This is a genomic window from Halobacteriovorax sp. HLS (assembly GCF_004006665.1).
Lineage (GTDB): Bacteria > Bdellovibrionota > Bacteriovoracia > Bacteriovoracales > Bacteriovoracaceae > Halobacteriovorax.
This window is the reverse complement of the sequence record NZ_QOCL01000012.1, coordinates 117,242-143,042: the sequence shown is the minus strand read 5'-3', so window position 1 is coordinate 143,042 and position 25,801 is coordinate 117,242. Positions and strand designations below refer to the sequence as shown.

24 protein-coding genes are annotated in these 25,801 nt (G+C 35.3%); 8 read left to right on the top strand and 16 right to left on the bottom strand.

What is annotated here, in order from left to right:
• Positions 1 to 2: 2 nt before the first annotated feature.
• The 3 genes from speA to DPQ89_RS13025 form a co-directional block, all read right to left on the bottom strand.
• Positions 3 to 1,907: a biosynthetic arginine decarboxylase gene (speA, locus tag DPQ89_RS13035; protein ID WP_127717462.1), complete on the bottom strand. Its 1,905-nt coding sequence runs from the start codon at positions 1,905 to 1,907 to the stop codon at positions 3 to 5.
• A gap of 7 nt (positions 1,908 to 1,914) precedes the next feature.
• Positions 1,915 to 2,829 carry an agmatinase gene (gene speB, locus DPQ89_RS13030; protein WP_241558852.1) on the bottom strand — a complete coding sequence of 305 codons (915 nt, stop codon included), beginning with the start codon at positions 2,827 to 2,829 and terminating at the stop codon, positions 1,915 to 1,917.
• A gap of 91 nt (positions 2,830 to 2,920) precedes the next feature.
• Positions 2,921 to 4,045, bottom strand: coding sequence for a M14 family zinc carboxypeptidase (locus tag DPQ89_RS13025; protein ID WP_164848395.1), 1,125 nt, complete (start codon positions 4,043 to 4,045; stop codon positions 2,921 to 2,923).
• Positions 4,046 to 4,131: 86 nt separating this feature from the next.
• Between DPQ89_RS13025 and DPQ89_RS13020 the strand changes: the two genes are divergently transcribed.
• Entirely contained in the window at positions 4,132 to 5,010 is an 879-nt protein-coding gene (locus tag DPQ89_RS13020; RefSeq protein WP_127717460.1) for a RimK family alpha-L-glutamate ligase, read from the top strand.
• Here DPQ89_RS13020 and DPQ89_RS13015 read toward each other — a convergent pair.
• Positions 5,007 to 6,479 carry a phosphatidylserine/phosphatidylglycerophosphate/cardiolipin synthase family protein gene (locus DPQ89_RS13015; RefSeq protein ID WP_127717459.1) on the bottom strand — a complete coding sequence of 491 codons (1,473 nt, stop codon included), beginning with the start codon at positions 6,477 to 6,479 and terminating at the stop codon, positions 5,007 to 5,009. The genes DPQ89_RS13020 and DPQ89_RS13015 overlap by 4 nt on opposite strands.
• Positions 6,480 to 6,685: 206 nt before the next feature.
• Here DPQ89_RS13015 and DPQ89_RS13010 point away from each other — a divergent pair, with 206 nt between their 5' ends.
• Both DPQ89_RS13010 and bfr read left to right on the top strand, forming a co-directional pair.
• Positions 6,686 to 6,865 (top strand): bacterioferritin-associated ferredoxin, encoded by a 180-nt coding sequence (locus DPQ89_RS13010; protein WP_127717458.1) that lies wholly within the window; start codon positions 6,686 to 6,688, stop codon positions 6,863 to 6,865.
• A gap of 65 nt (positions 6,866 to 6,930) precedes the next feature.
• Entirely contained in the window at positions 6,931 to 7,410 is a 480-nt protein-coding gene (bfr, locus tag DPQ89_RS13005) for a bacterioferritin (protein WP_127717457.1), read from the top strand.
• A gap of 24 nt (positions 7,411 to 7,434) precedes the next feature.
• Here bfr and hemH read toward each other — a convergent pair whose 3' ends face one another.
• A complete protein-coding gene (hemH, locus tag DPQ89_RS13000; RefSeq protein WP_164848394.1) occupies positions 7,435 to 9,870 on the bottom strand; it encodes a ferrochelatase in 2,436 nt (811 codons plus the stop codon).
• Positions 9,871 to 9,946: 76 nt separating this feature from the next.
• Between hemH and queF the strand changes: the two genes are divergently transcribed.
• Positions 9,947 to 10,486: a preQ(1) synthase gene (gene queF, locus DPQ89_RS12995; RefSeq protein WP_127717455.1), complete on the top strand. Its 540-nt coding sequence runs from the start codon at positions 9,947 to 9,949 to the stop codon at positions 10,484 to 10,486.
• On the opposite strand, the gene DPQ89_RS12990 is transcribed toward queF, so the two are convergent.
• Complete coding sequence (locus tag DPQ89_RS12990) at positions 10,473 to 11,825, bottom strand: response regulator (protein ID WP_127717454.1); 1,353 nt, start codon at positions 11,823 to 11,825, stop codon at positions 10,473 to 10,475. The genes queF and DPQ89_RS12990 overlap by 14 nt on opposite strands.
• Before the next feature lie 119 nt (positions 11,826 to 11,944).
• Here DPQ89_RS12990 and tatA point away from each other — a divergent pair, with 119 nt between their 5' ends.
• Positions 11,945 to 12,118 (top strand): twin-arginine translocase TatA/TatE family subunit, encoded by a 174-nt coding sequence (gene tatA, locus DPQ89_RS12985; protein ID WP_127717453.1) that lies wholly within the window; start codon positions 11,945 to 11,947, stop codon positions 12,116 to 12,118.
• Here the strand turns inward: tatA and DPQ89_RS12980 are convergent.
• The 6 genes from DPQ89_RS12980 to DPQ89_RS12955 form a co-directional block, all read right to left on the bottom strand.
• Positions 12,115 to 13,623: a hypothetical protein gene (locus tag DPQ89_RS12980; RefSeq protein ID WP_127717452.1), complete on the bottom strand. Its 1,509-nt coding sequence runs from the start codon at positions 13,621 to 13,623 to the stop codon at positions 12,115 to 12,117. The genes tatA and DPQ89_RS12980 overlap by 4 nt on opposite strands.
• The gene (locus DPQ89_RS12975; protein WP_127717451.1) at positions 13,613 to 13,999 is read right to left on the bottom strand and encodes a response regulator; all 387 of its coding nucleotides are present in this window, start codon (positions 13,997 to 13,999) and stop codon (positions 13,613 to 13,615) included. The genes DPQ89_RS12980 and DPQ89_RS12975 overlap by 11 nt, the downstream gene beginning before the upstream one ends.
• A gap of 126 nt (positions 14,000 to 14,125) precedes the next feature.
• Entirely contained in the window at positions 14,126 to 14,365 is a 240-nt protein-coding gene (locus tag DPQ89_RS12970) for a KH domain-containing protein (RefSeq protein WP_127717450.1), read from the bottom strand.
• Between the two features lie 109 nt (positions 14,366 to 14,474).
• Complete coding sequence (gene rpsP / locus DPQ89_RS12965; protein ID WP_127717449.1) at positions 14,475 to 14,723, bottom strand: 30S ribosomal protein S16; 249 nt, start codon at positions 14,721 to 14,723, stop codon at positions 14,475 to 14,477.
• Positions 14,724 to 14,816: 93 nt separating this feature from the next.
• Complete coding sequence (locus tag DPQ89_RS12960) at positions 14,817 to 15,221, bottom strand: hypothetical protein (RefSeq protein ID WP_127717448.1); 405 nt, start codon at positions 15,219 to 15,221, stop codon at positions 14,817 to 14,819.
• A gap of 110 nt (positions 15,222 to 15,331) precedes the next feature.
• Positions 15,332 to 15,979: an NADAR family protein gene (locus DPQ89_RS12955; protein WP_206611171.1), complete on the bottom strand. Its 648-nt coding sequence runs from the start codon at positions 15,977 to 15,979 to the stop codon at positions 15,332 to 15,334.
• Between the two features lie 145 nt (positions 15,980 to 16,124).
• Between DPQ89_RS12955 and DPQ89_RS12950 the strand changes: the two genes are divergently transcribed.
• Positions 16,125 to 17,477, top strand: a complete 1,353-nt coding sequence (locus DPQ89_RS12950) for an HD domain-containing phosphohydrolase (RefSeq protein WP_127717447.1) — start codon at positions 16,125 to 16,127, stop codon at positions 17,475 to 17,477.
• Here the strand turns inward: DPQ89_RS12950 and DPQ89_RS12945 are convergent.
• From DPQ89_RS12945 to DPQ89_RS12930, 4 genes are all read right to left on the bottom strand, one after another.
• On the bottom strand, positions 17,474 to 17,869 hold the full coding sequence (locus tag DPQ89_RS12945; protein WP_127717446.1) for a hypothetical protein: 396 nt from the start codon (positions 17,867 to 17,869) through the stop codon (positions 17,474 to 17,476). The genes DPQ89_RS12950 and DPQ89_RS12945 overlap by 4 nt on opposite strands.
• Before the next feature lie 34 nt (positions 17,870 to 17,903).
• A complete protein-coding gene (locus tag DPQ89_RS12940) occupies positions 17,904 to 20,045 on the bottom strand; it encodes a Fic family protein (RefSeq protein WP_127717445.1) in 2,142 nt (713 codons plus the stop codon).
• A 97-nt stretch (positions 20,046 to 20,142) separates the two neighbouring features.
• On the bottom strand, positions 20,143 to 21,576 hold the full coding sequence (ffh, locus tag DPQ89_RS12935; RefSeq protein WP_127717444.1) for a signal recognition particle protein: 1,434 nt from the start codon (positions 21,574 to 21,576) through the stop codon (positions 20,143 to 20,145).
• A 13-nt stretch (positions 21,577 to 21,589) separates the two neighbouring features.
• Positions 21,590 to 22,255, bottom strand: a complete 666-nt coding sequence (locus tag DPQ89_RS12930; protein ID WP_164848393.1) for an HAD family hydrolase — start codon at positions 22,253 to 22,255, stop codon at positions 21,590 to 21,592.
• Between the two features lie 53 nt (positions 22,256 to 22,308).
• On the opposite strand from DPQ89_RS12930, the gene DPQ89_RS12925 reads away from it, so the two are divergent.
• Both DPQ89_RS12925 and DPQ89_RS12920 read left to right on the top strand, forming a co-directional pair.
• On the top strand, positions 22,309 to 23,400 hold the full coding sequence (locus DPQ89_RS12925; protein ID WP_127717442.1) for a tRNA-dihydrouridine synthase: 1,092 nt from the start codon (positions 22,309 to 22,311) through the stop codon (positions 23,398 to 23,400).
• 162 nt (positions 23,401 to 23,562) lie between these two features.
• A complete protein-coding gene (locus tag DPQ89_RS12920; RefSeq protein WP_127717441.1) occupies positions 23,563 to 25,740 on the top strand; it encodes a hypothetical protein in 2,178 nt (725 codons plus the stop codon).
• The last annotated feature ends 61 nt before the right edge of the window (positions 25,741 to 25,801 follow it).

Below are 25,801 nucleotides of genomic sequence, written 5' to 3'. Positions count from 1 at the left end.
AGCTAGTTTTTTAAATAAGTATAACCTTTTAAACAGTCTTCATAAAAATCAACGAGTTTAACACCCATTCGAGCAGGAATCTTCCCTCTACTGATTTCTCTATCAATAACTTTCTTAACAGAATAGGCCATATACTTAGGATTGTACTGCATTGTCGAAAGAACCTTCGAGCAAGATTGCCCTTTAATAATTTCTTCAATGTAAAACCCACTTGGATCTTCTTCATCTTTAAAAACATGAACTTCATTAAGTCGACCAAAGAGATTATGCATATCTCCCATAACATCCTGGTAAGCTCCTGTTAAAAATATTCCTAGGTAGTAATCTTCATCTTTTTTCAGATCATGCACTGGGAATGTACTCTCTTGGCCATTAATCTCAATAAAGCGATCGATCTTCCCATCACTATCACAAGTAATATCTGCAATTGAACAATTTACAGTTGGCTCTTCATTTAATCTCGTAATAGGCACTACTGGAAGAACTTGTCCAATGGCCCAACTATCTGCAGCTGACTGAAAAACAGAAAAGTTACATAGATACTTTGGAGAATTGTCATTTGTAAGAATCTGCAACTCTTCTGGAATGATCTCTAATTTAGACGTTTCATTTTCTATGAAAAGATTAATCTTATTAAAGATAGTTTCAATCTTAGCTCTTTCACTCAAGCTTAGAATTCCCAATTTAAAAGCATTTAAAGCATCTTCTTTAAGTTTAGCGGCATCATTAAATGATTCTTGCAATGAGTGTCTTTCATAAAGTTCTGCTTCTATTTCACGCATATTAGAAACAAAGATATGCTCACCTGTTTCTTTTTTAGTATTAAAATCATTTGCCGCTTCGATTTTATCAATAACATTTGTCACCACACAAGAATGGTGAGCAGTAATAGCTCTTCCCGACTCTGTTACAATATGAGGGTGGGTAACACCTTCAAGATCGCAAATTTGTTTTAGCGAATAAACGATATCCGAGACATACTCTGTAAAATTATAGTTTGTAGATGATTCATTATTGGAGCGAGTACCATCATAATCTACGCCAAGTCCCCCACCAACATCAAAATATTCTAGCGGAACTCCCATTTGGACGAGCTTAGCATAAATTCTCCCCCCCTCACTAACAGCTTCCTTAAAAGATCTAATCTCAGGAATCTGTGATCCAATATGAAAGTGAAATAACTTAATGGAATCAATCATATCATTCTTAGTGAAGATTTCTACGGCCTGAATCATTTCAGAAACTGATAGACCAAACTTAGCTCTCTCTCCAGTTGAACCTGCCCAACGACCACAACCAGCGACACTCATTTTTCCACGAAGACCTACAAGAGGTTGAACATTTAATTCTTTACTAATTCTAATAATTTTTTCAATTTCTGAGAACTTCTCGATAACAATAATCATCTTGCGACCTACTTTATTTCCAAGTAAGGCAAGGCGCATATATTCATCATCTTTATAACCGTTAAGGATAGTTAAGCATTTCTTGCTATCATTCATTGAAAGAACTGCTAAGAGCTCTGGCTTACTACCAGCTTCGAGCCCATAATCATAAATCTTTCCAGCATCAACGATTTCTTCAACCACTTCACGCATTTGGTTTACTTTTATTGGATAAACACCTTGATATCGACCTTCATACTCTGCTTCTTCAATGACAGAGCGAAAAGTTTTATTGATCTGCTTAACTCTCGAGCGAAGAATGTCATGGAATCTTATAACCACGGGAAAAGTTACACCTTGCTCTTTCATCTCTTCAATGACTTCATTAATATCAATGCTTAAAGACTTTTTCGATTCTGGGTTTACAGAAAGATTTCCCTTACTATTAACAGAGAAGTACCCTTCTCCCCATTTATCAATTTTATATAAATCTAATGAGTCTTTTGTTGTCCAATTTTTCATATAATCCTTAAGCCAATGCCAATAAAAGTTCTCTTACAACCTTTGTTGCAAAAACATTACTATTACCAGAGCTATCAATAGATGGGGATAACTCCACAACATCACAGCCTACAAAGTTCTTATTCTTTAAAATTTTTACCAGTGAAATAAATGAGTGAAAGTCTTCTCCACCAGCTTCCGGCGTTCCTGTCCCAGGAAGAAAACTAGGATCAAAGTAATCAAGATCCAGTGTTAAGTAAATAGGTCTATTGTCATCAATCTTTTCAATGGAAGCCAAGAACTCTTGTCTTGATTTTCTAATAGTTTTATTCTCATTCATCCATTCAAACTCTTCTTTAGTACCAGAGCGAATTCCATACTGAATAAGCTCATGAGAGTCTTTAAAATGATCTAATGATCTTCGAATAATTGATGCGTGAGAATGATGGTGACCTAAGTAACCATCTCTCAAATCTGCATGAGCGTCTAAATGAACAAGTACAAGATCATCGTAATTATCTAGGTAAGTTTTGATTGGAGCATAAGAAATTGAATGCTCACCACCTAAAGTTAAAATTTTAACACCTGATTTTTCTAGATTAATATCTGAGAAAATATCAAAGAATTGCTCAGTGGCCATTAACCAGTTGGCATCAATATCATCACTTGTTCCAACGGATAAATTACCTAAATCATAGTATGGTGCAATTGAGCATGTTTCCATATCCATATACGGAGAATAATCCTCAATTCCTTCGCTTACTTCTCTAAGAGCATCAGGGCCATCTTTAGTCCCTTTTCTAAAACAGGCAGTTCCATCGAATTCAAAACCAATTATATGGATAGCATTCGAATAAACTGAATTAACAGAATTTGAGTTAATATACTCGATCTCAGGTACTTTAAGATTCTTAAGCTCAGACTTTAAGACAAGTTGTTCCAAAATATTCCTCTCATGTTCAATACTTATGAATATGAGAAACTATATTTATCGTCAACAATAAAGACTCAAAGCTGAAATTTAAATAGCGATTCTAGTTAGTTGTAGCTGCTTTGTCCTCATCAGGCGCCGTAGCAACTTCAACATCTTTGTTCATATCATGAGTGATTGCAGAATGAATCGCATCTTTAAAGGTATTCCAATAATCTTTATGTCTGCGATTATCAGAAGTAGGCAACTCAATAGTATATGTAGGAATTTTTCTTTCGTTACCAGCATAATTCCCTAAGCTTCCTGGGAAAAATGGATAATTCTTAATTTTATAGTCATTTGCCTTTTGACTCATCTGAACGAGTAATTGCTTAGCATTTGGAACAACAAATTGACCTGCTTCATGACTATGCTCAGCAAACTCAGGCCCATCATAGTCAATAATAGTTAAAGGAGCGTGTACAGAGATAATCTTAGCTGGAGAATACCTTTTAATAAGGTTTACCTGAAAAACTGTCTCTTGCTCACTAAGGGCTGATCTACCTGGGTTACGACGCTTGTCTCTCTTATATCTAGAGATCCAAAGTCTTCGTGCATCCTTAGACCAGTCTTTTGTTGGGAAGTTTCTATTAACATCCACACCTCTAGCATTAGTACGGGTAGGTCTTCTTTTAAAAAAAGAGTCAGGATTAACAATTGGAGCAACTACAACCAACTTATCTTTAAGGTCTTCGTGACCTGGTAAGTGATTCTTAGTAACTCTTTCTAAGTGATGAATGATATCGAAACAAAACTTTATCGGGGTAATTTCGTCTCCATGAACTCCACATAGAATAAGGGTCATATCAACAGAGCCTTCTTTAAGCTTCGACTCATCACCATATACTGCCCAAATGAGAGGGTCTCCTAAATGAGAAGTTCTTACGTTTAGCCATTCAATATTCTGGCATCTACTCTTTCCCCATCCCCAGTGATGAAACTTCTTATCAACTTTCTTACAATACTTAGCAACTTTGTTATTTTGAGCAATTTTTGGCCAAAGCTCCAATTTAGGTAGTACTTTCTTTTCTTTTACCACAGGCTTAGGGGCCACTTCTACAACAGGGACCTTAACGGATTTAAGCTCGTTAGCTTGTTTTTCTTCAGAACTATCTTTTAAAAAAGAAGGCCGAGCGCAAGAGCTAAGTAGCGCTAGAATAAGAAAAGTAAAAGTTAACTTCGAAGACACCATTTTGAAGAATCCTATGATAAAATACCCTTAGATTATAACCCTAAGGAACATTAAAAAAATACCCTTTTTTCAAGAACTTGCATATGAAAGTACTTATTATTTCACAAAATAGTCAACTTTATTCTACTTCTAGGCTTTTACAAGAGGCCAGAAGCTTAAATATTCCCGCATCTCATCAAAATATTTATGAGTCTGGTCACTGGGAAGAAGCGCAAAAGTGTCCTGCATCAGTAGTATTTAATCGCTACTCGGGAACTTTATATGACGACTTTGATCTTCAGTTGGCCAAAAACTGGTCAGACCTTGGAACCATGGTTCTAAACCCTGTTGAAGATTGCAGAAGTTTTAGAGATAAATTATCTGCTCACATACTACTTAGCTCTCTTGGGGTTTCGACACCACAAACAAAAGCTTTTAGAGGACCAATATCTTCTGGTCGCATCGAGCAGCTAGAATTTCGAGACGCTAGTGATGTAGTTAAGGATGAATACCTAATTAAACCCACTCGTGGAAATAAGGGGCACGGCATAAGTCTTTGTAGAGGAATAGATTCATTAATGTCTCAATTAGAGGCCTATTATTATCTCAAGGATCAAAAGTTCATTATTCAACCTAGATTAAAAATCAAAAGAGAGTTTAGACTCTTTTTTATAGGTGATCATATTTACGGTGCATTTGAAAAAAACCCTAAAGATAAATACGACTTCAGACTTAATGCAGATAGATCTGATTGCTACAAAATTGAACCAAAGAACCTAACCGATGAGCTTATATCTTTTTATAATTCGATAAGAAGAAATACAGACTTATTCTACGGAGGAATTGATATTGCTGAAACGGACAATGGGCTGTACTTATTAGAAGTAAATCCTACTCCGGGATTTGAAACACTTGAAAGTATTTGTGATTTAAATGTGGCAAAGGAGATTCTTTGCCAGGTTCAAAGTGCATTAATCAATTAAAGCAAGAAGCTAAAAACTGTCGAAGGTATTTTTAAAATATAATAGGCAATTCTCTTCATTGTACCAATTCTTTGGAAACGAGTTTCATCAATTGTGTCTTCTGAGTCCATAAAGTGTGAATCGAGCTTTCTCTGATCCATATCTTCTTTAAGATCTCTTGCAAAAGTTTTATTATCATTACAAAAGAATGCCAACTCTGCAGAGAAATTATAGCTTCTAGGATCAAAGTTATATGATCCAATCATAATAGATGAGTCATCAAATACGATAGACTTCGCATGAGTCCCCCATCTTGAGGCCTGAACTTCTTCACTCACAGTTGCGTAATCAGTTTGAGTATCACCTGAGTAAAGAAAAATTTTCATTCCCTTTCTTAACCACTCTTTTATTATATTATTGAAAGCAGCTGCAACATATATTGCATCTGTACTATAGAGGTAATTAGTTAATAGAGATAGCTCAATACCTTTTTCATTAACTTCATCTAAAATACTTTTAGTTTTCTCATTTAGAATAAAATAAGGACTTTCAATCTGAATACTTTTCTTCGCTGCTAGAATTCGTCTATTTATTTCATCTTTTAAGATCCTCTTTGTCTTTCCTGTCTTGTGAGAATAAGGACGATCTGAAGCGAAGGTAACATTAGAACAAGTATCTCTTAATTGCATCGGAGAATGATACAGCGCTAAATTATAAATCTTCTGAGTTAAATCTCTATCTTCTAGAGAACTATCAACAAATGTAACTGCTTTTGCTACATCTTCATTCCATGTTTTTAAATCTCTTTTAAATTGAATTAAGCTACGAGACCTTGATCCACGCTTATATGCTAGGTCATTACGACTTGGCTTCTTTGGCCTTTTTGCAGAAACAGACTCTTTAGAGTTCCAAATTGATTCAAAGCTGTGCGTAACATGTTTAACAATTGGCCCTTTAATGAAAACATCTCTATCTACAAAGTTATACACTTCACTTAGATCAAAGTATTCATCACCAATATTTCTTCCACCAACAATTGTCTCAATATTATCAATAGTCATGGATTTTTTATGATTTCTCCACTGTGCCTCAACAACACGAACTGTAGGAGAAGGATTATAGTACTTAATCTCAATTCCACTTTTCATCATTTCATGAGCAATGAATGGATTAAGCCCTACTGCTCCTACGAAGGTATCAATTAGAAGCCTAATCTTAACTCCTTCTTGTGCCTTCTTAATAAGAGCGAGAACCATCATTTTTCCAGATATATCCTGGTTCCAAATAAATGTTTCAAGGTCAATCGTATGCTTGGCTCTATTTATGGAGTCTAACCTCTCTGTAAGAGCATTATATCCATCATGTAAAATAACAACTTCATGATTTTCATTTAGGGTTACATTGAAGTCCCTATCGTTCAAATCAATAGAGCTCCCTCTAGATTCAAGAGATATAATTGATAGAAATATTAATATAATAAGTTTTTTCATCTATTTTCCATGTATTTGATAAGACCACATTAACCCAGCGCAGCACACACCTCAAGACTATTGAAAATCTTACAAGACGTGTTATCAATAGTTTACACATAAAAATAATTGTTTGACTTATAAAACTTATGATATAATATCTAACAATAGTTAAGCTAATGAATTTATATTCCGATATAATGAACAACAGCTTATAGAGGGAATTTATGTATATTTGTATCTGTAAAGGCATTACACAAGAACAACTAGAAAAGGCAATTAAGCCTGAGTCTAGACCTCAAGATGTACTAAAAGATCTTGGTGTTGGCGATAGTTGTGGAATTTGCTTAATTGATGCAATAGAAGAAATTTCCAAAACTCGAAATGCGTCAACAAGTAAAAAGTAATTTGCTCATATCCTCACTCTTTCCTATAATCTAGTTAATTTAAATTTCAATTCAATGGAGTATCTATGAAAGGTGATAAAGAAATTATCGATGCATTAAATAATGTGTTGGCAAATGAGCTAACAGCTATTAACCAATATTTTCTACATGCGAGAATGCTACAGGACTGGGGTCTTGAGAAGCTTGGAAAGTTAGAATACGATGCTTCGATCGATGAGATGAAACATGCTGACGAGATTATAAAAAGAATTTTATTTCTTGAGGGTCTACCTAATCTACAAAAACTTAATCGTCTAAAGATAGGGCAAAATATTGAAGAGCTAATTGCTTCTGACTTAGAAGTAGAATATAAAGCTGTTCCAGAGCTTAAAGAGTACATTGCTCTATGTGAATCAAAGAAAGACTATGTAACAAGAGATCTTTTAAGATCGATTCTTGATAGCGAAGAAGAACATATTGATTGGCTTGAGACACAACAAGGTCTTATTAAAAAAATCGGTATTCAAAACTTTATACAATCACAAATTTCAGAATGTAATGCATAAAAAAGGAGCCTAGGCTCCTTTTTTTTATTTAACAGGCTTTGGTAACATCGAAATCATAGCTATTGGAATGAGTAAAAAAGCACTTCCATATACATATGGCGAACTTGAGCCAAATTTCCAATAAATTATTGAAGCAATAATAGGTCCGATAACTCTTGCAAGCGCTCCAAGAGATCTAAAAATTCCAATACTATGTCCTTGCTGCTCAGATGGCGTGTACAGAGAAACCAGTGTGGTTAAACAAGGTATTGCCATACTTGATCCAGTGGCAAGAAAGAATAATCCTACATAAAGTAACCATGTCGAAGAAGCGTAACCAATGGCCAACAATCCTGGGATAAGTAAAATAAGCCCTAACAGAGCAACCTTCTTCTCTCCAATTTGACCGGCCTTTCTTCTAACAAACCCACCCTGAACTAAGGCAATTACGAAGCCTAAGAAAATGAACATATAGGCATTGTCCATAGACGAGTAGCTTAATCTCTCAACTGCCAAGAAAGTTAAGGTAAATTCCATTCCCGAAAATGCCATAAGAAAGAAGAAGTGACCAAAGTTAGTTATATTAATTCCAGCGAAAGGAAGGGGTTTAAATAATGCTATTGGATTGAATGTTCTCTCACTTGTTTGAATCTTTCCTCTCTTTTCTTCAGGAAGAGATTCATCAAAGTTCTTATAAAGAAAATATAAGTTAAATGCACTAAGGACAAATGCAATGCCCGCGGCCATTGAGAATGGATTAACTCCATAGTTAGCCAGTTGCGGATAGTATGAAGTTAAATCAATCATGGACATTATTCCCCCCATTGCAGGTCCAATAATGAATCCGAGCGCGAATGCGATTCCAATAGTCGCCATTCCCTTAGATCGGTTCTCCTTAGTTGTTACATCTGCTACAACGGCCGTAGCTGTAGAGATATTCCCACCCATGATTCCACCAATAAATCTTGCTAGAATAAGAGTTGTGAAACTTCCTGAGAAAAACCACATCAAATAACTTAAGGCCAGTCCAAAGACAGAGACTAAAAGAACAGGTCTTCTTCCTATTCGATCAGAAATTGTTCCCCAGATTGGAGCTGCAACAAACTGCAGTAGTGAATATAAAGCTCCAAGGGCCCCTCCAAAAAGGACAATAGACTCGAGCTTCCCTGCTCCACCAGTTAGTGTTAAATTTTCTATTCCACTAAAGATAGCAGTTAGAAAGAAGTTATCTCCATCGACACTAATATAGTGTTTTGCTAAGGCCGGAAAAAGTGGAAAGATAATTGAAAACCCTACAAGATCTAAAAAAAGTGTAAAGAAAACAATTTTTAAAGACTTCTTCGCGTTATCACTCATCGGAGGTGATTTCATAGTAGGTGTTTCCATTTCTCGATAGTCCTCTTCTTTTAAGTAATAAAAGTCTCTTGCCTTATCTACAGCATGAGCTTCACATTGATTTTCTACAAAGTGAGCGAAGTCTTCACACCACTTTTCTTCTTCATTAAGACATGGGATAAATTGAATATCCCCACCAAATTCATTGGCCGTTTCTTTAAGTTCAGTTCCAATTTCATCAATTGTTTCTAAACAGTCAGCAACAAAGCTTGGGCAGTAGACAGAAATATTCTTATGCCCCTTAGAGCATAGCTCCTCTACTACATCCTCAGTATAAGGAGTCAGCCACTCTTCAGAACCAAAGCGAGATTGAAAAGTAATTATAACTTTCGAGCTATCAATTTCTTTAACCTTCTCCCTTAATAAGAAGTAAGTTTCATAGCAGTGGCGCATATAGATATCTTTCTTATAAATGACTCTTCTCTTAGGAATACCATGAAAAGAAATGATTAAGATATCACTTGGGTTACCAGCATTTTTGAAAGACTTTAACCATTCATCAATCATAATAACCGAATTATCAATGAATGCTTTAGATCTATGAAAGTTGGTCATAAATTTAAAAGGAGGTATTTGAACCCTTGTCTTTAAATTAGCAAAGAATCCATCCATACCTGAGGCAATAGTACTTTCAGAATATTGAGGGAACATAGGAATAATAAGTAATTCAGTCGCAGCGCTTGTCGAAGTCTCTAACTCTCTTTCCCATTCATCCCATACTTCAGCAACAGTAGGAGAAGAAAGTAAGAAAGCATGATTAACTTCAACTTTATCTGACTTAATGTGAGTAGCTACTTTATCTGTAAAAGCGACTGTATTATCAATTAAAGGAAAACTTGTTCCATTCCAAATTCGTGAATAAAGCTTTGCCGATCTCGCAGGCCTAAACGGTAGGACAAAGCAATTTAGAATTATCTTCCATAGAAGTGGGTTGATATCAACTACTCGAGGGTCCGCTAAGAACTCCTTGAGAAAAACTCTCACATCTTTAGTGCTCGGTGATTTTGGAGAACCAAGTTGTACAAAAACAACCTTAGTTTTCCTATGCCCAAGTGAATCCCTAGGCCCTACATACTTATTTTTCATGTCTGTCATATTTTCAATTCTTTTTGACTGTTTAAGTGTGGTAATGTACCTGAATTATATAAAAAGGGGAAGCAAGATGGCAAAGAGCTTAAAGAATACAAAGACTATACAAAAAAAAGGACGCGACGCAAAAGAGCTTAAGAACTTTTCTCTAGGAGAAACCCATACAGAGTATGCAAATACTTACTCTCCTGAGGTACTTGAGGCCTTTGATAATAAGAATCCTAACAATGACGCGTGGACAACTTTCCTTTGTACAGAGTTTACAAGCTTATGCCCTAAAACTGCTCAGCCCGATTTTGCCAGAATTTATATAAATTATATTGCTGACAAAAAGATGGTTGAATCGAAGTCACTTAAGCTCTACCTATTTAGCTTTCGTAATCACGGAGACTTCCATGAAGACTGTATTCAAAAGATTTGTAATGACCTCACAAAATTGATGAAACCAAAATTTCTAGAAGTTATTGGAGAATTTACTCCAAGAGGTGGCATAGCCATTTATCCTTACTCTAGCTCTTCAAACTCAAAACAGATATACAAGCAAATCAAAGCAAAGAGATTTGCAGAGTACTCTCCTGGAAAGTACACAATGGATATGTCTAAGATTTATTAAGATTAAAAACCTTTATAAAACCTTCGATGGGAACTTTAAAACCTCCACTACTATAGTTAGTAAGGAGGTCTTCTATTATAGATTTAACCGACTCTTTACTCTCTTGTACATTTATTAACCTATGCGAAAATTCATGGGCCAAAATGAGAAAGCCACTCAGTGGTCTAATTGTCGAAGATGTTAGCTTTCTTGGGAAACCACTCCCATTAGGTCTTTCATGATGTTCCATTATGATAGTTTTTATATCAGTAGAGAGGTCCATATAACATTCAAGCAACTCACAGCTCTTTGCAGGGTGTTCTAATATTTCAGATCTCGTACCAAAGTCAAACTCTTGCCTAAAGCCAGCTCTTGCAACGTCAATAACTGCACAGGCCTTTTCATCTTGTAGACTTAAATCCATAAACATCGAAGCAAATGATAACTTCTCATAAGTTCTGCTATCTCCAAACTTCGTCTCTTTTGCAATAGCAACAGAGATATAATTTGTAAGAAGCGAGATCTGCTGAACATAACCTTTTCGACTTAGAATCTTCGCAAGAACAGGCCCCAAGCCTTTTACCTTCTCTAGATTAGATACTGTAACATTCATACTCTCTTGGGCAAGAGCTAGGGATCTCTCAGGGACCCCCAATAATGTTAACCCTTCATGAAAGGAATCGACACTATCAAATTGAGCATCAATTTTTTGAGAAGCTCCTGCCTTTTCATCTAAGAGAATTTCACTCATAGAACTATAACTCTCTCTCAGAAATAGAGAATAATCTTCTCTTGTAAGATAGATAAAGGTTAGGCCCTTATCTTGTAGTTTTCGTATTTGCGAAATACTATCGTCCCCAAACTGATTAATTTGAATCATTTTTTCATTATTAATTTTCACGTAGAGAGGAAAATTTGTTTTATGTATACTTATATAAGTTTGAGATCTAACTTTTCGATACTTACTATCAATAGCACTACTCTTGTCATCTAGAACATCATCTAAAATTTCCAATAAATGATTCATCTTATATGGCTTTTGAATATAGCGATGTAAAACGGCATTCGCAGTTGAAAAGTCACTGAACTCTGAAAGATCTTCTATCTTACGAGTTGTTAAAAGAATAAATGGAATATTGTAACCGAGTTCGCAGTACTTCTGATAAACATCTCCTCCGTTACCTTTAGGAGTATCATAGCCACAAATAATGGCCCCTATATCTTGCCTATTTTCTAGAACAAAGAGAGCTTCACTCGCAGTTCCTGCAACAAGAATTTCGTTCTCAAATCTTCCTTCAATACAGGTTACAAGAAGATCAATATGCTCGAAGTTATCGTCGACGATTAAAAAGTGTTTCATATGATATATATTCTAAATTCAAAACAAATTCTTTTCACCATAATAGATAATAAATTTTGAAGATTAGTTAAAATATGTGATAATTATTAAGTAACCAACCTTTTGAATAGGACAAATATATGAGTTTTGGATTAGGTGAAGGCCTCTTAATACTTGCAGTAGTTTTACTACTTTTTGGAGGTAAGAAAATTCCTCAGCTAGCAAGCGCTTTAGGCAAAGCAGTTACGAACTTTAAAAAAGGTATGAACGAAGAAGAGCAAAGTAAAACGAAAGAAATTGACAAAGACTCTTAACTTTCTAAGATTGCATTATAGACTTTTAAAACTAGGGCCTCAGACCTTGAGGCACTTTCCAATTGCTTAAAAAGCTCATAGCAAATTTCATCATACTCTTTTGATATACCTTTTTCTTTTAAAAGTATTTGGACATAACGAATTGTTCTATCGATTAGCTTATTATTACTTGGTCTAACCCACGTCATAATATTACTTGAGTATCTATCAAGCCTACCCATAACCAGAGTCGAATGTGTGTTTAACAAAACCTTAAGTAGTACGTGCTTTGCTAACAGATCAGTTGAGTTAAAACGCCAGTCTTTAGACAACTCATTCAGTTTAAAATGAAATCCATCTTGCAGAAATTCAATTTCAAATAGTTGATCTTTACCATTTATATAATCAGCTCTCTGATTAAAAAGTCCATTAGAAATATTAAACCCTTTAAGGCGTGATAGAGAAGTTTGTTCTTTAGTCTCAGACCACTCTAAACACCTCGGAGGTCTTTCCAAGAGTTTTGACCATGCTTCATCAATTGAAGAAGAGCTTTTCAGGCTTAAGTAACAAAGAGAATAATCAGAAGTTCTAGATTGCATATTTTCAAATGAAATTAAACTAAATGTTGGAGAGCGTTCAGTGGTATCAGTAAGAACACTAATGGCCAATTCATCACAGCTTAAATAAAGAACACTGTCACCAGATTGATAAATTTTGGACTCTTCTATAATAAAGTCTTCAAGGTCGTGAAAGTTCAAATTATCAATATTCTCAGAAAGATTGTTAAGCCACATCTCATCTAAATTAAAAAGACCAATTCCAGCAGCTAACATTAGAATTGTACTGGCCTGCATTCGAGTACTTCCGGCCAAAACCATCTGAGACACAGTGAGATTAATTTTCTCAATATTTTTGTTTTCTATTACTTTCTTTGACCTCAAGGCAACAGAGCTTAAAATATCATCTGGATTACAATAAAGAAAATAAGGTCTTCTCTTAGAAGTTTGCGCTGCTTGTTCTGTAGCTCCAATAACAAATGGAGTTTCTCCACCTTCAGTCGTAGAAATAAGAAGATCATTTTCACCAAAGCCTAACTCTAGTAATTGTCTACTTCCATACTGTGGGAAGTCTTCGAAATTTTCTATTGAATGAATGAGAGCAACGTCTCCACCGGCCATAAATGAGAGAACACTTTCTTTAGACTTTTGAGTTTTCTTCCATATAGTCTCTAAGCAAAGAGATAAACGTCCAGTAGCTCCACAGCCACAAAGGAAAACTCTTCCACCTGTTTCAAACGTATCTCTAATCTCTTGCTTAAGAGAATTTAATTCGCCGAACTTAGCTTTTAGGACTTCAAGAACTTCTTGCTCAATTTGCTTTATATTATCCAAGGCCAGCGGTAGATTACTTTTTGACCATTGAGATAAGCCAATTGTTTTAGGGTGTTGTCCTTCAGTAGGGAGATCCCCTAATTTGAAGTCGTGAGAAATTTCTAAGAATTTTTTTGCAAGTTCTTTATGATTCATTTTTACGAGTTTCTAGATCGATTTTTATTCTCTCTAGTATCTCATCTAAATCAAAAGGTTTCGATATGAGACCAGTTGCCCCCTTTTCTTTTAATTCTTCCTCTGTTATGTCGATAGCACCAGTGGAAAGATAAAATAAAGGGTAATCTGTATTACTATTTTTTAAGTGGGATAATAACTCTAACCCAGTCATTTCAGGCATAAAAGAATCAGAAATAATCACATCAATCTCATTAGAAGTAATAAGGTCTAGCCCTTGCTTACCATCTGCAGCCGTCAATACTTGGTAATCTTCCATCTCGAAAGCATCGGCACAAATCTCTAAAAGATCAGGCTCATCATCGATTATAATTACTCTTCGTTTCTCATTATTCATAATTATATAATAGCTTAAAGATTGGTAAATAAAAGTTAATTAAACTTAATTTATCTTAAACCATTAAAAAAAGGAAAAAAAAACCTCACAGAAAGTGAGGTTACCAAATCATTTTTGTATTCTATTTTACTCAATAATTTCTAAAACAGATCTCTTTTTAAGCTTAGTAGAAGCTGCGTTAAGAATAGTTCTTAATGCTCTGGCCGTACGACCTTGCTTTCCAATAACCTTACCTAGGTCTGTCTTATCAACTTTAAGCTCTATCACAGTTGTTTGTTCACCTACAATCTCGTTTACTTCAACAACATCTGGCATATCAACTAGTGCTTTAGAAACATAATGGATTAGATCTTTCAATTCGCTCATTTGTACTCCGCTTTCTACAGGCCTTAGTAAAATAAGGCCAATCCCATTAACTTCAAATAATTAAAGACAAGTCCTCTAAATCTAACTTCATAGAATTAGAGGAATGTTATTAACCTACTAGTACTTTATTTTTTTTGAATAGAGATTTAACTGTATCAGACATTGTTGCACCATTTTTTACTAGTGCATTGATTCTATCAGCTTTGATATCGATAAGTTGTTGACCTTCGATATGTGGGTTGTATTGACCAAGTCTTTCGTTGAAACGACCGTCTCTTGGGTTTCTTGAGTCTGTGGCAACGATTGTATAAATTGGCATATGAACTCTACCACCGCGTTGCATTCTAATTGTTAACATGTATGAACTCCTACAATAACTCGTTATAACACTTATTTAAGCTCTATTATTTAAAGCATGCCCTACTTAATGTCAATGACAATAACATTAAATTTACAAGTCACCACACTTTAATCTTGAAAATAGGTTACCGAATTCATTAGAAATAGTCTCAATTAGCCTAGGCCTTACCTGAGTTTGATTACCAACAAGTACGGAAGTTAACTTAATTTCATTTCTAAGCGCTTTATATCTCTTCTTATAGCTTTGAACGCACTTCTTATTTCGAGGAGACTCTACAGCTAAGCAAACGCCTCTCACAGCTGAAACCTCAGTTGAAATAGCTGCAACATTGGCCGAAAATTCATACTTGTCCATATAACCTTCATTAAATTCGATACTTGCATCAACAAGTTCAATAAATGCACGATTATAGACTTCTCTACAGTCACTATCGCTTAGTGCAAAAGTTGACGTCGAAAGTAATAGAACAAAGATTAGTGCTGGTAGCTTTTTCATGGTGGGCCTCCTAAAATAATTTTTCAAGAGATTATATTGTTATTAGTAAAAACTCAATACATTGCGTTATTTTTACAGACAAAAAAAGACCCAAAAAGGGTCAATTCGGTTTAATTGTTAAATTCTTCTCTTAGTTCCATCCAAATCTTATTATAGAACCATGCCGGTGGAGCATCTCCCATTTGGTGATCTGGTCGTAAAACCAGGTCTCCTGTAGATAAGAGAACTTTCATTACCTCAGGGTTTTGTAATGCCTTAGTTCTAAGGGCGTCTTTAATCAATTTATAATGAACGCCTTTAGAGACGGTCCAAAACTTTATTCTCTTTCCTTTAAAAGTAACCCAATCAATACCCATTTCGCGCATATTAGAATTGGCATAGCCACCTGCTTTTTTTGCAAGAAAGCCGGTCATCTGCTCAACTTCAAATCTAGTATACGGCCACTCGATTCCTTCAAAAGTTGCGCGGATATCATCATCAGATTCAGGATATTTCAGCGACTGCCAAAAACCTTCTAAGGATTGATAGTTAATTCCTTTGTAAGTAAAAGGTGTCGCAGCAAAATTAGAAAGTATTCCCAACTCATTTCGCTTAGAAAGGATAACCTCCCCTTCTTTAGCATCTTGTGGGAGAACTTCCCATCCCGGAGCTGTACTGCGATCAACTTCTTCCCACCAGTGAGATGGGTAATTGGAGTTAGCTGCATTAATATTTAATGCAACGGCAAAAAGTAAGAATAAGTAGATTAGTTTTTTCATGAGTCATTTAAACTATTCTAAGCATCGTTTGTCATGACACATACTGCTGATAGAGCAATATTATTACACTTATAATATTCAATGCTTAACAAGTGTGAACATAATTCCATTAGATAAATATTTGATATTCTATTATCATTGGTAGATGAAAAACATAAAGATTCTCATAGTTGATGACATGGAAGACTTACTTGATCTCTATGAAGTAGTCCTTGATTCAAAGTTCGACGCTACAATACTTAGAGCAACTAGTTCTATTGAAGCGATTGAAGCCCTCAGCTCGCATGAAAATATAAATCTCATTATCTCGGACTTAAATATGCCTGAGGGTAATGGGGATAAAATTATTTATTACAATACACAGAATAACAAGATTCCATTTATCTTATGTACCAGTGAAAATATTGAGGCACTCCCAAAAGAGCTAAAACAAGAAATAGAAAATAGCAATAACTACCTCTATCTACAAAAACCCGTAGCTTCAAAGGATATATTATTTAATGTTGAGAAGCTATTAAATGCAAAGATCCCTTCAAGTGAAGTTGAAATTAATAGCGTTACTTATAAAAAAATAAAAATAGATTTTTTGACAAAGTTTCTAAATGATAATGCCAATATCTATCTCAAACTAAGTGATAAAAAGTTCTTAAAAATTATTCATAAAAATGAATTACAAAGAGAGTCTCAACTTATTAAGTATCAACTGCGTGGAGAATCTTACGCATATATAACAGAAGATGATTATGAAGAGTTCATTTCTAAATTAACTGTAAAGTTAACGCAAGAACTAGAAGCATCTAGCTCTTTTGAAGATGTTGTAGCTTGTGCGTCTGAGGGGCTCGAGTTTATAAACGACTCACTAAAGACTTTAGGAATTAGTGAACCTCAAAAGGTCTACATCAATAAAGTTGTAAATAAGTCTATTAAACATCTTTCGCAAAATAATGATCTAAGTCGGCTACTAAAAGATTTCTACAAGAAGAAAGGCTATCTCGTTGGCCATAGCTTACTAATTGTTCACATATCTCAACTAATGATAACTAAAATACCATTTTCGAATACGCAGCAATTAGAAAAAATCACATATGCGGCCTTAATACATGATTTGAGTTTAGGAGAAGACAAGTTATCTATGATTGTTGATAAGGATATTTCTTATGAAGACCTAGATCATAAAGAAAAGTCTAAAATAGATGAACATGTCTTTGAATCCGCCAAGCTTATTAATGAGATGAGTTTTATCTCTCCTGATGTTAGCAAGATAATAATTGAACACCATGAAAAACCTGATGGAAGCGGTTTCCCAAAAGGATTAAAGTCATCACAAATCTCCCCACTTAGCTGCATCTTCATACTTGCTTTAAGACTAAGTCATTTCATGATTTTTAATGATTATGAAAAAGATGGTAAGAGTTACCTAGAGTTCCTTAAGCAAAATTATAATAAGGGCAATTTCAAAAACCCTCTAAAGGCCCTCATCACTGCACTCGACTCCTAATCCTGATAGTATTCTAAAAATTGAAACGACTTCTTTCTTGATATCGAACTTATAAAACAAGCTTTTATTGTCTTCGCTCCTGGAGTATCACAGAAATAATTCTTTCTATAAGTTGTGATTCTTCTTTTCTCTTCGCTACAGCTGTAATTATTCACAAACTTCTTTGGTAAAAGTTTGAGTTCTTTATATTTCGACAAATCCATTTTCTGCGAATCATGACACTTGCTAGCTTCGCGAGAAATTATTCGTGCATCAAGAACTGCCCCTTCAAAGTTCAAATAAGAATCGTTAGAAAGTCCATTATTAAAAGTATAGGCTTCACATGAGCTAACCTCTAGTACAATTTTTTCACATGGTATTTCATAAACACTAGCAGAGAATTTTGCATGCACTATACTGGTAAAAAAGAAAAGGAAAATACATTTTTTAATCAAGCTGTATCCTTCTAATTGGACGTTTTCCAATACTTGAGATCTCGTTAACTTCTTGATCAAATACTAGTATTTCATTTGGCTTTTTTGCATTTCTTACATAACTTAAGATGACTTCACCTGCTTCATCGATAGTTTGAATAACCATAACAGCATCTGGATCAGTCGCTCCAACTCCCATAACCTCTCTTTGTCGTGGATAGATATAGGAGAACTCAGGTCTCATTTGCTTTAGACGAGCGAGATCTACATCTTTAATACTTTTCTTCATACCAACAAGCACTCTAGATTTTAATAAGTGTTGATAGTTTTGATGATCCCCATATTCGGCAATAACCATGGCCCCCATGGCAAAGGCCTTTCCTACACTTCTCTTTCTTGATGTGGAGTAACCGTAACTTTCACCATAAAGTGGTCCTGACTCACTATGGTCTTTGGCCATTTGAACAAGTCCTCCACTAACTACATCTTCATTATATTTTTCAAATTCTTTCTTTGCTAGTTCTATCTTATTTCCACTTCTTCCAATATTTCCATTTGAAACAAAGTGATCATTTATGTCTGTAAACATTGAGAGAATCTCTTTTTCACTGGTCGCTGTATCCTGTGACGAAAGTCCTCTCCATAAGATTGAATCATCATACCAACGATTCATTTTATATTTCCACTTCTCTATGCTCTTGTAGCTTTTATTTCCAAACATGTGAGCAAAGTCTGGTGTAACTAACCCTAGTTGTAGTTTTTCTTCTCCAAATTTTGGATGTAAATAATCCAGTCGACTAGTTTGATAGAATTTTTCAAATTCATCAGTTAGTTTCTTTAGAAGCACATAAGGAGAATTTAGGTATTCATTGTAAATATCTTCATCTTGTAATCTTTCAAAAATATATTCACTAAATTGAGATGGACGAACCTCTTCCATTTTATAATCTTTTATCAGTTTTCTAGGTTTTAAAATTCTCTTATGGATTGAGATCTTATTAGGAATATTTGGAACAAATAGCTCTGGAGTTGTCTCTAGCGGTAAGTCTAGATCTAGTCTCTTAGACAGAGACTCATATAACTTCATGGAATTTTCCATTCCTTCTAGGATTTGATCTCCCCACTTGGCAAGTGGAGTATATAAATCAGCATCTGGGTCAGTTAATCTTGGAGGAGGAAGACCTTCAAGCCAAAATGGATAATACAGAGCAAATTGCCTTACACTTCTTCCGTTCCCATCCACAAATGGATGAATCGAAATTAAATCTCTTTGAAAGCTTGCCACCAGTCGAGCATAACGCTCTAATTTTGACTTAGTCGTTACAGGGCCAATCTGATCTCGCTTTTTTACAAACCAGTCCATCAAGTCTTCGGTTAAGGCATTAACCATTCTACTTGTTAGCTCTTCTAAATCCCCTGTCTCATAGTCACGGTATTCATTGAGCTCCCTAAGGAGTTCTCTATCAATTCTCTTAATCTTTGAGGCAACTTCATCTGTGAAATCCATAGGATTTGGATATCCAATTTCACCATAGTACCCACCTTGCGTCTTTTTAAGCCAATTTGTTGAGATATATGGATTATCAGTTAGTACTTGAAATGCTTCTTTTGAAATAGGTTCGCTTTTAGGAACATTTCCAATAATAACTTGATTTCTTATTACGCCAAGATCATTAGAATCAATTCCATCAACATTTCCATCCATCATTTTCTTGTGAACTTTCTTTAGAGAATCAACACTGAAATCTGGCCTATACCTTTGAAGATAGTCACTAGTTTTTATGAAATTCTGAAAAGGTCTTGCTCTATCAGAATTATAAATGTCGAAAATATTTACACTATCTAACGTTCTTTCTTGCTTATACAGCTGTTCAAGAACATCAAAAGAGTGAGTATAATCTATAAATAATAATGCATTAAGATTATTATCTATTTGTTTTGCCTTCGATTTAGAAAACTTCTTTTCAACTTTCTTAGTGAAAACTTTTCTAGAAGCAGAGAAGCTATGGCCTGCTCTAGTAAAATGCGAAATGATATCTCTACAACTAAACGACTCTATTGCCGAGGGCGCTCTAGTCGCAGCTGATCTATAGTTATTCGTCGAACACGAACTAAGTAGAGCTAATGTAAATATAAGGATAAAACCGAGTTTCATACTATGCTACTCGGTTACTTGATGAAGATACTTAAGTAATGAGTAAGAATTAATAATACTCAATACTTAGCAAGGCCAACTTCCTGATGGAGGAGTTCTAAAAGAATCCTCCACCCCACTTTCCACCTTTCTTGCGAGGTTTCTTTTGTTTGGTTCCAGGTAATCCAGGCATTCCCGGCATACCTCCAGGCATTCCACCTGGCATTCCAGGCATCCCACCTTTCATCATCTGCATCATTCCGCCCATCATTTTTTCCATTTGACGAAACTTAGCAATGAAGTCTTTAACTTGAGATTCTGTTGTTCCAGAACCTCCTGCAATTCTCTTTATTCTAGACTCTTTAATTAACTTATAATCTTGTCTTTCTTTCTTAGTCATTGAGTTAATAATAACTCGCATGCGCTTCATTTCATCTTCTGCTGGGGAAAGGTCTCCAACTTGTCTTAGCATACCACCCATTCCAGGAATCATTTTTAAGATCGAACTCATTGAACCTAAATTCTTAATCATATCCATTTGTTTCATGAAGTCATCAACAGTGAATTTACCCTTTTCAAGGTTCTTCATCATATTTTCTGCTTCTTTTTGGTCAATGGCCTCTTCTGCTTTTTCTACTAGTGAGACAACGTCTCCCATGTCTAAAATTCTTCCTGCAAGACGATCTGGATGAAAGAGCTCAAGGTCTTTCATTTTCTCACCTGTAGAAATATATTTAATTGGAACACCTGTTACATGTCTAATTGATAGTGCGGCACCACCTCTAGCATCTGAATCCATCTTAGAAAGAACAACACCAGTAAGATTTACTGCCTCATGGAAAACTTTTGCAACGTTAACTGCCTCTTGACCAGTCATCGCATCTGCAACCATTAGAACTTCAGGATCTAAACCATTTAGGGACTCTCTAACTTCTTTAATTTGTCCCATAAGCTCATCATCAACATGCAGTCGCCCTGCCGTATCAATAATAACTACGTCATAATTATTTTCTTTTGCAAAGCTCATTGCCTTTGCAGCAATTTCTTTAGGATGCACAGAAAGATCTGAATCAAACCAATCCATCTCCATGCTCTTAGCAAGAGTAATCAATTGATCCTTTGCTGCTGGTCTAAATGTATCAGCAGGAACTAGAAGAACTTTCTTATTTTTTTTCTTGGTTAAGTGAAGTGAAAGCTTTCCTGAAAAAGTTGTCTTACCTTGACCGTTTAAACCGACAACAAGAATTGGTACAACACCCTCTCTTTCCAGATTAACTTCTTCGTTGGCCGTTCCCATAATAAGAGCGAGTTCATCATTTACAATTTTGATAAATTGTTCTTGAGGATCAACGCCTGAGATAACTTTCTCACCGAGAGATTTTTCTTTAACAGCATTAATAAATTGCTTAACAACTTTAAAGTTAACATCGGCTTCTAATAGTGCCGTTCTTACTTGTTTAAGAGCATCTTCGATATTGCTCTCTGTAATCTTTCCCTTACCTTGAAGGTTTTTAAAAGCGTCTGCAAACTTCTCACTTAAATTATCAAACATGCCTTTCCTCTAATTATATATTTTTCTCTATTATTTCTAAACAATCTAATGGGCTTCTGACTAAGAAGTCCGCTTCCATTTCTTTTAAGTCATCTTCGTAAGAGTATGTGCACCATAGTGCCCCAATCGAGCGACAACCAAACTTTTTGGCGCCCTGGATATCAGTAACACTATCACCAATCATAATAATTTTTGAGCGATCATACTCTCCAACGAGTTGTTCAAGACCCATTGGATGCGGCTTTGGAATCGTGTCATCCATACATCTAAAATCAAAGAAGTACTTTGCAACATCTAATTCTTTAAGAATTCTCAGTGTGCTAGCACGATCTCTACCTGTCCAGACGTATAATCTATACCCTAGTTCACTCAATTTTAAAATAAGCTCTTTCACACCATTAAAGAGATCGTATTTATACTCAGGTCTGTTTAAGAAGGTAATAAACTTATTTAAGACAGCGTTGGCCTGATCCTGGGAATCAAATTTCATCCCAAAATTATCTGCAAATACACGCATATCCGCATGATAATTTGCCACGACCTCTTCTCTGCTCACTTCTCTTTGAAGGTGATCAGTCATAAATAGCTGAATTCCCTTAAAAATACCTTCCATACTTGAGATAAGTGTCCCATCACAATCAAAAACTATGTGGCCTGTAAATTTCTCAGTTGATGACATAAAAATTCCCCGCATATCTTTTCGTTTGCGTCATTATCTGTTACATATCCGCTATGGAGATTAAACAAGTTACACCATTTTCTAAAGATTTGCAGGGAAAAATAGATTTTCTTAGTAAAAGAAGAACTGAGATAAACCTAGGCAGCGTGTCATTCGCTTCCCCACTGCTATTAGCACCTATGTCAAATATTTGCGCTTTTCCTTTTAGACTTCTAATGGAAGAGCTTGGGTGTGGAGGGACTGTTAGTGAGCTTATCTCGTGCCACGGCATTAACTATGGAAATGAAAAAACATTGAGAATGCTCTCCATTCATCCAGATGAAAAGAATATAGGAATACAGCTCTTTGGGGAAAGTGCGGAAAGTATGGCACTCGCAGCGAAGGTTGCCCTAGAGAGTAGACCAAAGTTTATAGATATCAATATGGGTTGCCCTGTCAGAAAAGTAGTTACCAAAGGAAGTGGTTCTGCATTATTAAAGGACACTTCTAAACTAGGGCACTTCTTTAAAACTATCAAAGATGCAATCGACATTCCTTTAACCATTAAAATTAGAACTGGATGGGACGACGATCAAATTAACTGCAAAGAAGTTATTCATATTGCTAAGGAAGAAGGTGTAGAGTTTGTCGCTATTCATGGCAGAACAAGAACACAGCAATATAAGGGACGTGCAAACTGGGAACTTCTAGAGCAGGTTGCAAAAGAGAGCCCTCTACCTATTATTGGTAATGGTGATCTTCATTCAGCTTCAATTGTTAAAAAGAGGATGTCTAACTCTAACTGTGATGCTTTTATGCTCGCACGTGGCCCTCTAAGAGATCCTTTTATCTTCTTAGAAAGTTATAAAGAAGACGACGATAAAATTTCATTCACACCTAGTGATTATTGGGAAATTACAAGAAGATTATTTGAGTACAATAAAATGTATACCGACAGAGAAAGAACAATCCTTATAATGATGAGAAAGCATATTATCTGGTTTGCAGCTGGACTTAGTAATGCTGGTCAATTTAGAAATACGATTTTTAAATGTCCTGAACTCGAAGACACAATGAAGATAACTGAAGACTATTTCCTCTCTCTAAGTTCTGCCAATAAGAAAATTAATGAGGACGAAGCATTCATGACTTCTGGTCATGGTTAAATAAAATTTAAAAAGTGTCACACTTAGTTGGCACTATAAAAACATCCGTGAAGTCCATAAGATACTGTTAATTCATCACCTAGCTCTAAAAATGTATCTAAAGTAAATACCTTTTATATCCGACACGTTCATTAGGTTATTATACCTCTAGAGGTTAATTTAATGAAAAAAATGACAAGACTAAAAATTCTTACATGCCAGGCCATACTGTTAAGTTCGGTGGTTAATGCAGAGTATATCAACCCTTCTGTAAGAAAATGTGCAGCTGCGACTGAGGCAACGAAGAATCTTCAAAAGAATATTTTTGAAGATGAGTATAAAGTTGCAGGAAAGAATTTATCTTTAAAAGATCTTGAAACAAAAAAGCAAAAGGCCTTGGCCAAGAAAGCTATTTACGAAACACTAAATAAGTTGAAAAGCGACAGAGATAAGTTTAATGCTAGACTTAATCCTCTTCATAAAGAATCATTTTTCAAAAACAGCCAATCATTAAAAGATAATTATGCTGCTGTTCAAAAACAGGTTATCTCTAATCAAATATTAGCTTCAGTTACAGGAAGCCTAAACTTACTTCTTGATTCAAATAGTCTCTTCTTTAAAGAGTCATTCGGAGGCAAGCAAGTTGCTTTTTTATCTAATAAAGAAAAGAATACATACAAACTTATTTCAAATAAGTGTAAAGAGTTTGCACAGAAAGGAAAGCTAGAAGAAAATGAGCAAACTAAAAAAGCGTGCTCAGTTTTTCAATCAAATGAATCAGAATTCTCCCCTCTATATGTATCTGGACAAGAGTTTATTGAGAGAGTAACAAATAATTTCTTCAATGCCGCAAGAGTTATAGTTGCCGATGCTGACTCTGAAGATTCTAAGAACTTTAGAGCAATGGAAGAGCTAAAGAAAATCAAGGCCGAAACAATTTTAGACGAAATTGACCTAGATGATATTCAAAATGAAAGCATGGACCTTACTCATGCGATTAAGAAGTTAAAAATATTTAAAGGTGACACGCTCATCAATAAAGACGGCCACATCGATAGTACAAGTGCTGCTTCATTTGGTTCTTTATTTAAGAATCCAAAAGCGAAGGAAGCTCAAGTAACTGATCCTAAAGAACTCGGCTTCTCTAACGACGAATATGAAAAGATGAATAAGAAGTATCAAGACGTGAAAGATTGCTATGCGAAGATGAATTTTATCGGAAAAGACTTTGGTGCTTGCGAGAATTCAGATGCAACAATGACAAGCTTTCTATCGGATATCATCTCTCATAAAGACTCTATTTCTAACAAGAGTGTTGCTCAGGCCGCAATGAATGATCTTAAAGAAGCATCAAAAGATTTCTTTGCAAAGAAATTTAAATTAGACAGCAATGCTAAAGTTGCTTTAGAGAAATTAAATCTACTTCCAAACAATGGGAAGTCTTCCCTAAACGATACCCTAAATCAAGTATGTACAGAGGCAGGCTTTCAAAATATAAAAACCTATCAGAATCTAGATTCTGAAGAGAATAAAGAAAAGCTATGGAATTGTCTCAACAGTGAATCTTTCTCTAACAATGAGAGCATGATTGCAGAGCTAGATAAAACAATCAAAGAAAGTGATAGACTAATTGATGCTCTAAAGAAAAATGAAGAATTTCAAAAATTCGATAATCTTCTCAAATACTCAGTATTCATGGCGAACAAGGAATGTAACAAGGAAGCAGAAAATTCAGCTCACTTTAGTAGCTGTAATGGTACAACGAACTCATTAATAAAACTCACTGTAGGAAACGAGAGTTTTTTAACTAATATGGAAACTCTAGATTGGAAGATGCAAGGAGAAACAAAAGCACAAGACTTTCTAACTCCAATTGTTTCAACTTGTAATGCTATAAAGACAAAGAATGATCTGGCGACGAAGGCCGAAGCTCAAACAAATAAATCTCAAAAGGGTGCAAAAAATACTGAGTTCAGCTCAATTTGCTCAGAAGCTCGCAGAGACTTACAAAGCATCATCGACTCCAAGCCTACACCTGCACAAGTAAAGGCCCACAAGGAATATAGTTTTAAATATAATCGAGCAACGGGACAAATGGACAGAAAAGAAAAGCGTTCGGTTGCTTCAATGATAGGTTCATCTGCTGGAAAGTCGGCCCTTACAAATGGACTACCATTACTACTAGGAAATATGCAGTTTAAGAATACTCTCCCGTACTCTACTGATATGGCCATTTATAAGAAGAATCAAATGTATTTTCTCAATAACCCTGAATATATGTTTTCTAACTCATACTTTTCAGGCTACGGAGTCAATGGCTACCCTACCTACTATGGAGCTCCTAGCTACTACGGCTTCTAATAATTGACTAAGAAAGTTGGCGTTTTTTTAGGCGCCAAATTTAGTCAATTTTCTCTGTCAC

Bases quoted from the DNA above. Each gene is read 5' to 3' on its own strand.
- bfr (WP_127717457.1), top strand. From the start codon at position 6,931: ATGAAAGGTGATAAAGAAATTATCGATGCATTAAATAATGTGTTGGCA.
- DPQ89_RS12940 (WP_127717445.1), bottom strand. From the start codon at position 20,045: ATGAAACTCGGTTTTATCCTTATATTTACATTAGCTCTACTTAGTTCG.
- DPQ89_RS12955 (WP_206611171.1), bottom strand. From the start codon at position 15,979: ATGAAAAAACTAATCTACTTATTCTTACTTTTTGCCGTTGCATTAAAT.
- DPQ89_RS12970 (WP_127717450.1), bottom strand. From the start codon at position 14,365: ATGAGCGAATTGAAAGATCTAATCCATTATGTTTCTAAAGCACTAGTT.
- speA (WP_127717462.1), bottom strand. From the start codon at position 1,907: ATGAAAAATTGGACAACAAAAGACTCATTAGATTTATATAAAATTGAT.
- DPQ89_RS12980 (WP_127717452.1), bottom strand. From the start codon at position 13,623: ATGAATCATAAAGAACTTGCAAAAAAATTCTTAGAAATTTCTCACGAC.
- DPQ89_RS13010 (WP_127717458.1), top strand. From the start codon at position 6,686: ATGTATATTTGTATCTGTAAAGGCATTACACAAGAACAACTAGAAAAG.
- DPQ89_RS12990 (WP_127717454.1), bottom strand. From the start codon at position 11,825: ATGAAACACTTTTTAATCGTCGACGATAACTTCGAGCATATTGATCTT.
- queF (WP_127717455.1), top strand. From the start codon at position 9,947: ATGGCAAAGAGCTTAAAGAATACAAAGACTATACAAAAAAAAGGACGC.
- DPQ89_RS12925 (WP_127717442.1), top strand. From the start codon at position 22,309: ATGGAGATTAAACAAGTTACACCATTTTCTAAAGATTTGCAGGGAAAA.
- hemH (WP_164848394.1), bottom strand. From the start codon at position 9,870: ATGAAAAATAAGTATGTAGGGCCTAGGGATTCACTTGGGCATAGGAAA.
- DPQ89_RS13020 (WP_127717460.1), top strand. From the start codon at position 4,132: ATGAAAGTACTTATTATTTCACAAAATAGTCAACTTTATTCTACTTCT.
- DPQ89_RS12920 (WP_127717441.1), top strand. From the start codon at position 23,563: ATGAAAAAAATGACAAGACTAAAAATTCTTACATGCCAGGCCATACTG.
- rpsP (WP_127717449.1), bottom strand. From the start codon at position 14,723: ATGTTAACAATTAGAATGCAACGCGGTGGTAGAGTTCATATGCCAATT.
- DPQ89_RS13015 (WP_127717459.1), bottom strand. From the start codon at position 6,479: ATGAAAAAACTTATTATATTAATATTTCTATCAATTATATCTCTTGAA.
- DPQ89_RS12975 (WP_127717451.1), bottom strand. From the start codon at position 13,999: ATGAATAATGAGAAACGAAGAGTAATTATAATCGATGATGAGCCTGAT.
- ffh (WP_127717444.1), bottom strand. From the start codon at position 21,576: ATGTTTGATAATTTAAGTGAGAAGTTTGCAGACGCTTTTAAAAACCTT.
- DPQ89_RS12930 (WP_164848393.1), bottom strand. From the start codon at position 22,255: ATGTCATCAACTGAGAAATTTACAGGCCACATAGTTTTTGATTGTGAT.
- DPQ89_RS12950 (WP_127717447.1), top strand. From the start codon at position 16,125: ATGAAAAACATAAAGATTCTCATAGTTGATGACATGGAAGACTTACTT.
- DPQ89_RS12960 (WP_127717448.1), bottom strand. From the start codon at position 15,221: ATGAAAAAGCTACCAGCACTAATCTTTGTTCTATTACTTTCGACGTCA.
- tatA (WP_127717453.1), top strand. From the start codon at position 11,945: ATGAGTTTTGGATTAGGTGAAGGCCTCTTAATACTTGCAGTAGTTTTA.